Source organism: Paraburkholderia sp. J63, from assembly GCF_905220245.1.
In the GTDB taxonomy this organism is placed as follows: domain Bacteria; phylum Pseudomonadota; class Gammaproteobacteria; order Burkholderiales; family Burkholderiaceae; genus Paraburkholderia.
Window position 1 is genome coordinate 1 of record NZ_CAJMZF010000023.1, and the last position, 12141, is coordinate 12141.

At 66.0% G+C, this 12141-nt stretch carries 11 protein-coding genes; 4 read left to right on the plus strand and 7 right to left on the minus strand.

The window, feature by feature from the left end; all coding sequences use genetic code 11:
• Positions 1 to 120 precede the first annotated feature (120 nt).
• From U5775_RS23120 to U5775_RS23135, 4 genes are read right to left on the minus strand one after another with little or no spacing between them, the layout of a single operon-like run.
• Positions 121 to 897, minus strand: coding sequence for an SDR family oxidoreductase (locus U5775_RS23120; RefSeq protein ID WP_322060424.1), 777 nt, complete (start codon positions 895 to 897; stop codon positions 121 to 123).
• Positions 890 to 1975 carry an aromatic ring-hydroxylating dioxygenase subunit alpha gene (locus U5775_RS23125; protein ID WP_322060425.1) on the minus strand — a complete coding sequence of 362 codons (1086 nt, stop codon included), beginning with the start codon at positions 1973 to 1975 and terminating at the stop codon, positions 890 to 892. The genes U5775_RS23120 and U5775_RS23125 overlap by 8 nt, the downstream gene beginning before the upstream one ends.
• Before the next feature lie 38 nt (positions 1976 to 2013).
• Positions 2014 to 2325: a recombinase-like helix-turn-helix domain-containing protein gene (locus U5775_RS23130; protein ID WP_322060426.1), complete on the minus strand. Its 312-nt coding sequence runs from the start codon at positions 2323 to 2325 to the stop codon at positions 2014 to 2016.
• A gap of 1 nt (position 2326) precedes the next feature.
• Positions 2327 to 2641: a non-heme iron oxygenase ferredoxin subunit gene (locus U5775_RS23135; protein ID WP_322060427.1), complete on the minus strand. Its 315-nt coding sequence runs from the start codon at positions 2639 to 2641 to the stop codon at positions 2327 to 2329.
• A gap of 443 nt (positions 2642 to 3084) precedes the next feature.
• On the opposite strand from U5775_RS23135, the gene U5775_RS23140 reads away from it, so the two are divergent.
• Complete coding sequence (locus U5775_RS23140; RefSeq protein WP_322060428.1) at positions 3085 to 4158, plus strand: porin; 1074 nt, start codon at positions 3085 to 3087, stop codon at positions 4156 to 4158.
• Between the two features lie 66 nt (positions 4159 to 4224).
• Here U5775_RS23140 and U5775_RS23145 read toward each other — a convergent pair whose 3' ends face one another.
• Positions 4225 to 5235, minus strand: coding sequence for an IclR family transcriptional regulator (locus U5775_RS23145; RefSeq protein WP_322060429.1), 1011 nt, complete (start codon positions 5233 to 5235; stop codon positions 4225 to 4227).
• 124 nt (positions 5236 to 5359) lie between these two features.
• On the minus strand, positions 5360 to 5761 hold the full coding sequence (locus U5775_RS23150; protein ID WP_322060524.1) for a GNAT family N-acetyltransferase: 402 nt from the start codon (positions 5759 to 5761) through the stop codon (positions 5360 to 5362).
• Between U5775_RS23150 and U5775_RS23155 the strand changes: the two genes are divergently transcribed.
• Positions 5733 to 5900: a hypothetical protein gene (locus U5775_RS23155; protein ID WP_322060529.1), complete on the plus strand. Its 168-nt coding sequence runs from the start codon at positions 5733 to 5735 to the stop codon at positions 5898 to 5900. The two genes, U5775_RS23150 and U5775_RS23155, sit on opposite strands and share 29 nt — an antisense overlap.
• Positions 5901 to 5929: 29 nt before the next feature.
• Here the strand turns inward: U5775_RS23155 and U5775_RS23160 are convergent, their stop codons facing one another.
• Positions 5930 to 6922: a hypothetical protein gene (locus U5775_RS23160; protein ID WP_322060430.1), complete on the minus strand. Its 993-nt coding sequence runs from the start codon at positions 6920 to 6922 to the stop codon at positions 5930 to 5932.
• Between the two features lie 384 nt (positions 6923 to 7306).
• Between U5775_RS23160 and sbcD the strand changes: the two genes are divergently transcribed.
• Both sbcD and U5775_RS23170 read left to right on the plus strand, forming a co-directional pair.
• Positions 7307 to 8587, plus strand: coding sequence for an exonuclease subunit SbcD (gene sbcD, locus U5775_RS23165; RefSeq protein ID WP_322060431.1), 1281 nt, complete (start codon positions 7307 to 7309; stop codon positions 8585 to 8587).
• On the plus strand, positions 8584 to 12111 hold the full coding sequence (locus tag U5775_RS23170; protein ID WP_322060432.1) for an AAA family ATPase: 3528 nt from the start codon (positions 8584 to 8586) through the stop codon (positions 12109 to 12111). Before sbcD ends, U5775_RS23170 begins: the two co-directional genes overlap by 4 nt.
• Positions 12112 to 12141 lie beyond the last annotated feature (30 nt).

Here is a 12141-nt window from a genome sequence, read left to right on the forward strand (position 1 = left end):
CTGTCCAGCCAGTCTGCAAAACTCGCGTCCGCGGGGCGGTCCCACGACTTGCGCTCGATATCGGTATCGGCCATCGCTTTCTCCTTGGGTTCCTGCAAGCTCATCTTCAATTCCACGAAATCAGTTCATCACGAAGCCGCCGTTCACCGGCAGCAGTTGTCCGGTCACGAAACGCGCCGCGTCGGACAGGAGGAACAACACCGGCCCCGAAACATCTTCGGGCACCTGGGCGCGCTGCAACGCGCGTCCTTCGAGGTAATACGTGTGGCGCTCGGCGGGCACGTAGGCCGTGGCTTCCACTTCCGTGAGGCCGGGCGCGATGGCGTTGACGGTGATGCCGTCCGCGCCGAACTCGCGTGCGAGCGAGTGCGTCATCGCAATCACGGCGCCCTTGCTCGCCACATAGGCGAGGAGCCTCGGCGCGCCCCATAGTGCGGTGTCCGAAGCGATATTGACGATGGCGCCGCGGCCCGACTCGCGCAACCAGCGCTGCGCCGCCGCGCACATGAGCCAGGTGCCGCGCACGTTCACGTCCATCACGGCGTCCCAGGTCGCCACGCTGATCTCGTGCGCGAGCTTGCCGCCCGAGTTCGTGATGGCCGCATTGTTGATGAGCGCGTCCACGCCGCCCATGCGTTGCGCGGCGCCATCGACGAAGGCGGTAATGCTTTCGGGCTGCGCAAGATCGAGCGGCGCGAACGCCACGTCGTGGCCTTGCGCTGCGAGCGACTTTGCAAGCGCCTCCCCCGCTTCGTGCAACACGTCGCCGAAGCTCACGCGCGCACCGGCCGCGGCCAACGCGCTCACGAACGCCGCGCCCAGTCCGCGCGCGCCGCCCGTGACGATCACGCGACGGCCCGCGAGCATGGCCTGCGCCGCAAGCGTGGCGTCATGCATGGCTATGCCCCGCGGCTTGCTCGGCGTCGCCCTGCTGGGCGCGCAACGCGTCGAGCTCGGCGAAGTGCTGCTGCGCGCGCTGGCGCAGCATGCGGCGCACGCGCGTCATGCCCACGTCGTGCTGATAAAGGAATTCGTGATCGCGGGCGTGAGGCGCCATGCTTTCGAGCACGTAGCGGTCTTGCTCGAGCACGTCCCAATGCAGGCCTTCGAGGCGGTTGCGGTACAGGAAGCGCCATGCGTCGCGCTGCCAGCCCTGCACCTTGCGAGTGCGCCAGAAATAAACCTGGCAGTTGTCGCCATCCACGGGCACCGCGAAGCCGATGATGCCGAAGCTGCCGCCCGGACCGAACTTCTTCTTGTACGGAATCGCGAGGCGCATCCACAGGCAGCCCGTTTCGCCCAGTTCGACCCAGTCGAAGTTCACGTCGCGCTGGCCGACCTTCTCGAACATCAGACCGCTTTCGGTCTTGCGCACGCGCATGTCGGCCTGCTTGTCGCCTTCGGCCATCGAATGCGAGGTCGCGTGCAGATAGGCGCCGTGCATCGGGTCCATCACGTTGTCGATGGCGTACTGGTAATTGCACTTCCAGTTGGACATGCACAGGAAGCTTGCGTACTCCTCACCAACGAGCTCCTCGGGCAGTTGCAGCGGCGCCGGCTCCTTGTGCGCGTCGTCGCCGAACCAGAGGAACACCGCGCCCGCATGCTCCTGGGCCGGATACGACTTCACGCACTTCGTGCCTTCGAGCGGGCAGGCCGAAACGGCCGGCACGTTCTGCACGGTGCCGCTGCCGTCGACTTCGATACCGTGATACCAGCATGCGACGCGGTTGCCGAGGTTCCAGCCGAGCGAGAGGCGCGCGCCGCGGTGCGGGCAGCGGTCTTCGAGCGCGTGGACCGAGCCGTCCTGATCGCGCCACAGCACGATCTGCTCGCCAAGGCGCGTGATGCCGATGGGCGCGTCGCCCACTTGCCAGCTCGGCGCAACGGGATACCAGTAATTTTTGATGCCGCGGTCGAGATAGGCGCGAATCGGGTCTGCGCCGCCGGCGGCTTCAGGCGTGGGGGACGTCATGTGGGGTCTCCGTGTTCAGTGTTTGCCGTGTTCCGGGCTCAATCCGCGAGCAGACGGAATTCGGCAGCGAGGCGCTCCGCGCTCCAGGCCGTGCCTTCGGGCGTGCGAAAGCCGATGCCGTTCAGGCCCGTCACCACTTCATCGAGCTCGGTGGCGCCCGCTTCGAACACTTGTTCGAGCGCGTTGCCGAAATCGTTCTCGTATTGCGTGGGCTCGGCCTTGCGCGTTTGCCAGACCATGTTTTCAGCCTGGCCCGGCTGCTCGATCACGCCCTTACCGGCAACGTTGTTCGGTTGCGGCGCGAGCCAGGGCTTGAGCCACGGATTGAATTTCACGGGGACTTCTCGCATGTCATTCCACCTTGATCTGGATTTCTTCGCCGGCGAGTCGCACCGCGTACGTCTTCAGATCGCGGCCGCCGGGCTCCTTCAGGCACTTGCCCGTAGGGATGTGAAACACGGCTTCGTGCAGCGGGCATTCGACGGTGTCGCCATCGACGAAGCCTTGCGTCAGCAACGCGTATGCATGGGGGCAGACGTTTTCGAGCGCGTAGAGCTCGTCGCCCACCTTGTAGATGCCGATCTCCGTGCCGTCGAGCTTGTACTCGAGCGGCGCGTCTTCGGACAGATCGCCGGCATGCCCGGCACAGCGCCATTGTTCAGACATTTCTCACCTTTCCCGATCAACTGTGTTCCATATAAGGAACATTAGTTTATGTATGGTCATTATAGGAACGTTCGCCGGTGGAGAAAATAGAAATCCGATGCTCCTGGGGAAAACACCGAGAGCATCCTGGAAAGGGACATGTTGAAGGTCGCCAGGCGTACCGTTCGAGTTACTAAAACGCTTACGGCGCAAGTGCTTACGCGCGTATCTAACGAATCGGCCGATGTCCGCACCTGGGGGAACTACCGTCCCAAAAAAGTATTTTGGCGTCGCGTGAGAGTCACTATACTTCCAAAAATGTTCCATCTGCAGCACATCTAACCGTATATGGAACAAATACCAAGAAACGCGAGCCGTCACCAGAAGCGCGCCGCGCGATGTCGAGGAATTGGGTCTGCCGGGCGATCACGCCGGCTTTTCGTCATACGATCAGGAGTCCAAAGTTGAAACACTTCATTGCCGCGGGGTTGACGGGTCTCTGCGCCGTCTCATCTGCATGGGCGCAAAGCAGCGTCACGCTATATGGCAGTCTGGATGCGGGCGTGGCCTACATCAGCAACGTAAGCGGAAGTTCGAAGTGGATGGAGGAGCAGGGCAATACCCAGCCTGACCGCTGGGGCCTGCGCGGCCAGGAAGATCTGGGCGGCGGCCTCAAGGCGATCTTCCAGCTCGAAAACGGTTTCTACACGAACACGGGCGCGATGGCCAAGGCCAATACGCTGTTCAACCGCCAGGCGTTCGTGGGTCTCGCCTCCGATCAGTACGGCACGCTCACGCTCGGCCACCAGACGCCGTTTTCGTTCGACGTGCTCGGCCCGTTGAGCACGGCGTATCTGGGTTCGAGCTGGTATGCGTTCCATCCGGGCAACATCGACGAGCTCGCCGACACCGGCGTCGTGCCCTATGACAACTCGGTGAAGTACCGCTCGCCCACCTGGTACGGCTTCACGGCAGGCGCGATGTTCGGCTTCGGCAACACCACGAACTTTTCGACTGGCCGCACGATGAGCTTTTCGCTTAGTTATGCGAATGGTCCGTTCAAGGCCGGCGCGTCGTGGTCGAACGAGCACGACCGCTCGGTGTCGATGTCGACCACGGGCTTCACGACCTTCCAGGGTCAGCCCGCAGCCACGTATCTGGCCGACAAGGTCGAGAACATGGGCGTGGGCGCGTCGTATTCGTTCGGCAAGCTGCTCGTGCACGGGCTGTATACGCGCACGAAGCTGGAATCGAACGGCCAGTCCGACACGTTCCAGAGCTACGACGCGGGCGCGAACTACCAGTTCACGGCGTTCAACAGCGTCGTGGGCGGCGCGGCCACCTCCACGCTCGACGGCCGCCGCTGGACCCAGGCGATGATCGGCGACGTGTACTCGCTCTCGAAGCGCACGCAGGTCTATGTAAACGCGCTCTACGAGCACGCCAACTCGGAGGCGCAAGCGGCCTTCTTCACGGCGGGCGTGTCGAGCGGACGCAATCAGGCCATCGTGCTTGCCGGCATCCACCATTCGTTCTGATGGCGCGGCGTGCGTCCATCGTGTGCGCGGCGCGTCATTGCGCGGCGCACACTTGAGCAAGCTCCATCAGAGCGCGAGAAAACTCCGGCTGCGCGCGGCAGGCGCCTGTGCGGCCTGAGCCGCGGTGGGGTCCGTAGGCGCGGGCCGATAATTGAGCCGCGTCGACAAATCCATTGCCGCGGCGCACACGGATGCCACGAGCGGCGTGCGCTCGGCCTCGCCGATGTCCGAGCGCGGCACCGTGGCCGTGAGCGCGGCCACGATGCGGCCCGACTGGTCGCGCACCGGCGCGCTCACCACCGAAATGCCGGTCTCGAACGACGCTTCGCTCACCGCATAGCCCTGCTCCGCGAACTCGCGCACGCGCGCGTAGAGATCGGCCACGGTCGCGGGCGTGCGGTCCGTATAGCGTTCGAGCTGCTTCTCGGGATAGAGCGCGCGCAATTCGCCGAGCGTGAGATCGCCCATCAGCACCTGGCCGTGCACGGTCGCATGCGCGGGCAGGCGCGTGCCCACGTGGACTTTCACGGAGCTGAACATCGGCTCGCGCGTTTGCGCCTTCGCCACGAACACCACGTCACGCTCGTCGCGGATCAGCAGATGCGTGGAAAGGCCAGTCGCGTCGCGCAAACGCTCGAGCACCGGCGTGCCGAAATCAGTGAGTTCGAGCGAGCTCAGATATTCGAAGCCGAGGCGCAGCACCGCCACGCTCAGGCGATATTGCTTGTCGCCGTTGGCGCGCTCGATGAAGCCGAGCGCTTCGAGCGTCTGCAAGAGGCGAAACGTGGTCGTGCGCGGAATGCCGATGCGCCGCGAAAGCTCGGGCGCGCCCAGCACCGGTTCGCGCGCCGAGAATTCGGCGAGGATGCGCAGGCCGCGTTCGAGGCCCGGCACGAGATAGGTGGAAGCGCCAGGCGTGGATTCGTCCGGCGAGGAATCGTCCGCGCCTTCTTCGTCGGCATGGGTGCCCGTTTCGCCGGCGTCCAGATCGGCGTGCGTCTCCTCGGGCGGCAGCGCGGCGCGCTTGCCCGGCGCCGCGCTGCGGCGCGCGGTGCCTGTCGTGTTCTTTGTGGCCATGAGCGGCTTGATTCAGCTTGAAAGTCGGCTTGTATCGGGTTGCCCCGTCGTCATGGAGGCAATGATAGCGCGAAGCGCCCCATTTCCCCCCAGCGCCCCTGGCGCCTTGCCCGTTTACCCATGATCAAGCGAGCGGTTTCCACATCTTGCGCAGACGCAGCGCAACAAGGCCCTCATCGTCGCGCAGCGGCAGTATGAACTCACAGTCGATGGCATAGCCGCAGTGGCGGTAGAAGTCGACGGCGCCCTGCGCCGCGGCGATGAATAGCTCGCTGGCGCCCTGCTCGAACAACCGGCGCTCGACGGCCTGCAGAAGCGTGCGCCCGAGGCCCTGGCGCCGGGCACCCGGCTCGACGTACAAGCCCCGCAGATGAGGGCGTGCACCGGCGCTTGCCCAGGCGTAGCCGGCCACGCCGGTGTCGGCGCACGCTGTTACTCCGCATGCTGCTACTCCGCACGCAGCTACTCCAACTACGCACGCACCTTCGGAGAGGCCGATGACCGCACGAAGGCCGGTCGTCGGCATGGTCAGCCAGGCCGCCTGTTCGCGCGCCGACAAGGCGGGGCCGACGGGCGAAGAGATCGCTGCGCGGTGCGTGGCCTCGATGGCCGGCCAGTCGCCGGCTCGTGCCGGACGCACATGCCAGACGAGTCTCTGGCTGTGAGGCTCGAGCGGCGCCATGGCAGACCCGGCTCAGTAGCTGCCGACGGTGAGCGCCGCACCACCGGGACCCGAACCTGGATTCGGTCCTTTCGGCGGCCCGTTCGAACCCGAGCTTCCACCGGATCCCTTATCGTCCTTCTCCGCGTCGCTGGCCGCCTTCTCTGCCAGTTTCTCGACGTACCTGCGTATCACTGCCGTATCGACGAGCAAGACAATGTAGTGGCATCGCCGCGCCGCTATGTGATCGTGCAAACGCTTCTCGGCTAGCTGGAGGTTTTTTTTGTCATAGGTCCCCTCGTTTTTGGTGCCAACCTTTTTCTCGAGCTTGCCGATCTCGTTCACGGTTTGCAGCATCTGAACCTGATCGAACGTCACGATTTGCTTGTCGTCGGCCGTGATGTACCCGACACCGTTCAGACCGGTGATGTGCAGGCGGTAATCCATATAGGTCGCCTTACTGCACTCGTACAGAATCAGCGACAGCTTGCGACAGATGTAATCGAGCGTGCTGAGATGCGACCACGAACTGGCCTTCTCGAACCCCTTGATCCGGGCAAGGGTTTTGATTCCGCATTGGGTGACGATCCCCTTACTGCTGCCGCCGTCCAGGTCCTTGGTCTCGTCACTGCAGGCCGTCTCGCAGCACCAGAACTCGATGTAACTGATTCCGAAATACTGGACGGCAAGCGCCAGTTCCTGGATCACGTCATCTACCTTGAAGCCGCCTAGTCTGCGCTCCGCCATCGGGATGATCGCACCATCAGCGTCGCGATAGCGCGAATGACCGGTAATGCAGATCGAGCGTCCCACGCCTAGCTGCTTGTGCGCGCCCGATACGCTGTCGATCGACTTGACGCAGCCCGCGCAGCGACCACTCTTTCCAAGCAACGCCTGAAGCAACTCGGTCATCTGGAGCATCTCGCCATCGTCGTCATTCTGGAGCAGTGCCCACACGACGACCTGTCCATTGCCACCGCATCCGAACGCATCAGGCGCAAGACCTTCCGGAGTTTCGGCATCCATGCTGCTCTCCCTGCAAGACCCGCGATAGGTTGAGGCGCCGCACGTCGCGCGAAGCGCCCGATCAGTTGCCGGCTCGACTCTACTACACTACGCAACCCGGCGATACGCGATCGGCAAGCCTGCCGGAAGTAAGCAAATCTGTCGCGATGTCATGATTGATGCAATGCTCATAATGCATGGCTTCGGGGCCGATTGAGGCACTGCGCGAGCCATTGCGAGCGTCACCGCCGAAGCCTCCGCGCGCCCGCGCCGCGAGACCGCCGGACACCGCGCGCGGCCGCCTGCACTACAATCCCCCACTTGCGCCCGCTGCGCACGCGCTACAAGCCTCAATTCGTGCCGCATGCGCGCGGGCCGCCTCCGCAACGAACTCCGCCTCATCCCATGCGCCTCCTCCACACCTCAGACTGGCATCTGGGCCAGAACTTCATGGGCAAGAGCCGCCAGGCCGAGCATCAGCAGCTCATCGACTGGCTCGTGGCCCAGGTCGACGCCCATGCGGTCGATGCCGTCCTGATCGCCGGCGACATCTTCGACACCGGCACGCCGCCAAGCTATGCGCGCGAGCTCTATAGCCAGCTCGTCGTGCGCCTGCACGCGGCCGGCGTGGCGCTGCTGCTGCTCGGCGGCAATCACGACTCGGTGGCCACGCTGCGCGAAAGCAGCGCGTTGCTGGAGCAGCTCTCGGCGCGCGTGGTCCCAGCCGCCGATGCGCCCGCGAACCAGGTGCGCGTGCTGCCGCTGCGCTCGAACCGCCATGGGAAGGGTGCCGATGCGAACGAAGGCGCGGGAGCGTTGCCCGGTTGCGTGGTCTGCGCCGTGCCCTTCATTCGCGCGCGCGACGTCACGCAGAGCGAGTACGGCCAGAGCGCCGAGCAAAAGCAGCAATCGCTGCAACTCGCGATCCAGGCTTACTATCAGGCCGTCCATGCGGCAGCGGAGGACACGCGAGAAAAGTTGAGCGCGCAATCAGGTCGCAACGTACCGCTCATCGCCACGGGCCATCTCACCACCGTGGGCGCGAGCACGAGCGAATCGGTGCGCGAGATCTATGTGGGCGCACTGGATGCGTTCCCCACCAGCGCGTTTCCCGCCGTGGACTATCTCGCGCTCGGGCATATCCACCGGCCCCAGAAGGTGGGCGGCCACGAGCATATCCGCTATAGCGGCTCGCCTATCGCGCTGAGCTTCGACGAAGCCACGCAGCAAAAGGAGGTCCTGCTCGTCGATCTGGGCGAAGCGGGCCTCGAAGCCGTGACACCCTTGCCCGTGCCGGTGTTTCAGCCGCTCGTCGCGCTCAGGGGCAATCTGAAGTCGCTGCCCGGCGCTTTTGCACAGGTCGCGCAAGCGGCACGCGACGCCACGCCGGAGCGCCCCGTGTGGCTCGAAGTGACCGTGGCCGAAGACGACTATCTGGCCGATCTCCCCGCGCGCGTCCAGACGATGGCCGAAGACCTACCGGTCGAAGTGCTGCGTATTCGCCGCGAACGCGGCAACGCCGCGGCACAGCTATCGGGCGACGCGGGCGTCACGCTCGACGAGCTCGATCCGCTCGACGTGTTCGCGCGCCGCCTCGCGCACGAAACCCTCGACGACGAGGTGCGCGCCGCGCTCACGGAGCGCTACAAGCGCGTGCTCGCGGCCACCGTGGAGGGCGAGGCATGAAGATCCGCAGCCTGCGCCTGAAGAACCTGAACTCGCTCAAGGGCGAGTGGCATATCGACTTCACGAAGCCGCCGTTCGCCGAGAACGGTCTGTTCGCCATTACCGGGCCCACGGGGGCCGGCAAGTCCACGCTGCTCGACGCGATCTGCCTCGCGCTCTATCACGAGACGCCGCGCCTGAAGACAGTTTCCGCATCGGCGAACGAGATCATGACGCGCCATACCGCCGACTGTCTCGCGGAAGTGGTCTTCGAAGTGAAGGGCGAGGTCTATCGCGCGTTCTGGAGCCAGCGCCGCGCGCGCGACAAAGTCGACGGCGCGTTGCAGGCGCCGCGCGTGGAGCTTGCGAGCGTCGCGCCCGGAGGCGATGGCGGCGACACGATCCTCACGACGCACGTCAACGATAAGCTCAGGCGCGTAACGGAAATCACGCGGCTCGATTTTCAGCGCTTTACGCGCTCGATGCTGCTCGCGCAAGGCGGCTTCACGGCCTTCCTCAACGCGAACGCCAACGACCGCGCGGAACTGCTCGAAGAGCTCACGGGCACCGAAATTTACGGGGAAATCTCGCGCAAGGTCTTCGAACGCGCGGGCGAGGCGCGCGACGCGCTCAAGCAACTGCGCGCGCGAGCCGACGGCATGGAGCTGCTGAGCGCCGAGCAACGCGAGGCGATGGAGGCAGAGATCGGCGCGCTCGCGGGCCAGTTGAACGCGCTCGCGACGCAGGCGAAAGGGCTGCAAGCGCAGCGTCAATGGCGCCGCGATCTCGCGCAGACCGAAGCCGATGCGCAGGCCGCGCAAGCGCGCGTGGCCGCCGCAACCGGAGCGCTCGAAGCCGCCGCGCCCGAACTCGCGCGCCTCGCGCAAAGCGAGCCTGCCCAGACGCTGCACCCGGCGTTTCAAGGCATGCAGCAGGCGGAAGCCGCATGCCGCCAATCGGGCGCTGACCTCGTTGCATTGCGCCGCGACCGCACCGAGCGCTTCGCCGCGCAGCGGCGCGAATACGGCGCCACCGCCGCGCTGGCCGCAGGCATCGCGCGCGATGCGCACGCGCAGCTTGCGAAGCTCGAAGCGCAGAAGCAGCAGCTCGATGCCTTTTGCAGTACCAACGAAAATCTCGCGCAGCTTGGCGAGCGCATCGGCGCGTGGCGTCAGCAGTTCGAGCAGCGCCGCCGCACGCAAGCCGATATCGCGGCGCGCGACCAGCAGCGCGCCGATCTGGAGCGGCAGCAGCACGAACAGCGCGCGCAACGCGAACGGCACGCCGCAACGCTCGCCGCCACCGAGCGCGCCAAAGCCGAATCCGATGCCGGGCTGCAAACGCTGCAAGCCGCGCAGGAGAAGCGGCTTGCGGGCCAGACGCTCGCGCAACTGCGCGACGCCTCGCAAGCCGCGCAAGCGGCGTTCGCCCGGTGGCAGCAACTGGAGGCCGTGGCCGGGCGCCGCCGCGCGCTCGCCGAGGAGGAGCGCACGCTCGCGGCCAACCTGGCGCGCGTGGAGCATGACCTCGCCGCGCAGGACGAAGCGCTCAAGGCGCTCCAGCAGACGCACGCGCAATGTCAGGCACGCGCCGAGGACAAGCAGAAGCTGTTCGAACAGGAGCAGATCATCCGCAGCCTTGCGCAGCATCGCGAGCAGTTGCGGCCCGGCGAGGCGTGCCCGCTCTGCGGTTCGCACGAGCATCCCTTGATCGAGGCGTATCGCGCACTCGACGTATCGGCCACGCAGGCCGCGCTGCAAGCCGTCCGCGCCGAATTGCAGGCCCTGGAGCAGCGCCTGCGCGGGGCCGCCGAGGCATTGTCCGCGCTGCGCGCCACGCAGGCCCAGCAGCGCACGCAGCATGAACGGCTCACCGCACGCAGCGCCCAGGGCCGCGAAGAATGGGATGCGATCGTGGCAATGCTGCCGCCCCAACCCGCCATCGACGACGACGGCTGGCAAGATGCCGAGGCGCTGCAAGCGGCGCGCGAAGCCGCGGGGCAAGCTGCGCAGCACATCAAGCAGCATCTGGACGCGGCTGGCGAGGCCGAGGAAGCGCTCGCGCGCTCGCAAGAAGCGAACCGCCGTTGCTCGGACGCGCTACAGGCCGCGCGTGCGCACGCCGCCTTGCTGGAGCAGTCGCTCGCCGGCATGCAGGAGCGCCTTGCCGAAATCGCCCGTGAACGCGGCACGCTCCAGGCCGGCCTCGAACGCGAGGCGAACGCCTTGCTCGAGTCGGTGCGGGCGGGCGGCTACGCGCTCGACGCCCTGCCCGAAGACAGCACCGCGTGGCTGCTCGCGCGCGACGCCGAATGGCGCACATGGCAAGACACCCAGCGCCGCCTGCAGGCACTCGAACAGGCGCTCGTGCGCCAGCGCGGACAATGCGACGCCGCGCAGACGCAGGTGCAGGCGTGGCGCGAGCGGTGCAAAGCCATCGACATCGATATTTCGAAGTCCGTACCAACGCGCCCGGCGCACGATCGACAGACCGCTTCCCTGTTCGACGACGTAGACGATTGCCCCAATGACGACGGCAACGAAAGCGCCACGCCGGAAGCCTTCGAAGCCGGTATAGCGCGCGCCGAGGCGCTGACGCGCGAACTCGCCACGCTCGACGGCCAGCTCACGCATCTCGAACGCACGCTCGCACAGCAACGCACCGCGTTCGACGAAGCCACACAAGCATGGCAAGCGGCGCTCGCCGCCAGCCCGTTCGCCGATCAAGCCGCGTTCCTCGCGGCGCTACTCCCCGCCGAGACGCGCAAGCAGCTCCAGGCGCTCAAGCAGCAACGCGAGCAGGAGCACCAGACGGCGGGCGCGCTGCTGCAAGGCGCGCGCGAAAAGCTCGCGCGCCTGCGGGCGCAGATGCTGACCGAGGCGCCCCTCGACGCACTCGATGCACAGCTCGACACGGTGGAGAAGGAATGCGCCGCGCTCAACGAACGCTTGGGCCACCAGCGCGGATTGCTCACGCGCGACGCGCAGCAGCGCGAGAGCCAGCGCGCGCTATTCGAGCAGATCGACGCGCAAACCCACGACGCCGATCTCTGGCAACGGCTCGACGCGCTGATCGGCTCCGCGAAGGGCGACAAGTTCCGCCGCTTCGCGCAAGGGCTCACGCTCGATCATCTGCTCGCACTCGCGAACCGTCATCTCGACCGCCTGCACGCGCGCTATCTGCTGCGCCGCAAGTCGACGGGCGAGCTCGAACTGGAGATCGTCGACGGCTGGCAGGCGGACGCCACGCGCGACACGCGCACGCTGTCGGGCGGCGAGAGCTTCCTCGTGAGCCTCGCACTCGCGCTCGCGCTTTCGGATCTGGTGAGCCACAAGACCTCGATCGATTCGCTGTTCCTCGACGAGGGCTTCGGCACGCTCGATGGCGATACGCTGGAAATCGCGCTCGATGCGCTCGACACGCTCAATGCGAGCGGCAAGATGATCGGCGTGATCAGCCACGTCGACAGCCTCAAGGAGCGCATCGCCACGCAGATCCGCGTGGAAAAGGGCGGCGGGATCGGGCATTCGCGGCTGGTGATCTAAGGCGCGGGCACGACGCGTGGTGCGGCGCCG

What these genes read in the sequence shown, in the direction of transcription:
- U5775_RS23150 (WP_322060524.1), bottom strand. Translation starts at nt 5,761, where the DNA reads ATGCCGACGACCGGCCTTCGTGCGGTCATCGGCCTCTCCGAAGGTGCG.
- U5775_RS23135 (WP_322060427.1), bottom strand. Translation starts at nt 2,641, where the DNA reads ATGTCTGAACAATGGCGCTGTGCCGGGCATGCCGGCGATCTGTCCGAA.
- U5775_RS23155 (WP_322060529.1), top strand. Translation starts at nt 5,733, where the DNA reads ATGACCGCACGAAGGCCGGTCGTCGGCATGGTCAGCCAGGCCGCCTGT.
- U5775_RS23170 (WP_322060432.1), top strand. Translation starts at nt 8,584, where the DNA reads ATGAAGATCCGCAGCCTGCGCCTGAAGAACCTGAACTCGCTCAAGGGC.
- U5775_RS23160 (WP_322060430.1), bottom strand. Translation starts at nt 6,922, where the DNA reads ATGGATGCCGAAACTCCGGAAGGTCTTGCGCCTGATGCGTTCGGATGC.
- sbcD (WP_322060431.1), top strand. Translation starts at nt 7,307, where the DNA reads ATGCGCCTCCTCCACACCTCAGACTGGCATCTGGGCCAGAACTTCATG.
- U5775_RS23120 (WP_322060424.1), bottom strand. Translation starts at nt 897, where the DNA reads ATGCATGACGCCACGCTTGCGGCGCAGGCCATGCTCGCGGGCCGTCGC.
- U5775_RS23125 (WP_322060425.1), bottom strand. Translation starts at nt 1,975, where the DNA reads ATGACGTCCCCCACGCCTGAAGCCGCCGGCGGCGCAGACCCGATTCGC.
- U5775_RS23145 (WP_322060429.1), bottom strand. Translation starts at nt 5,235, where the DNA reads ATGGCCACAAAGAACACGACAGGCACCGCGCGCCGCAGCGCGGCGCCG.
- U5775_RS23130 (WP_322060426.1), bottom strand. Translation starts at nt 2,325, where the DNA reads ATGCGAGAAGTCCCCGTGAAATTCAATCCGTGGCTCAAGCCCTGGCTC.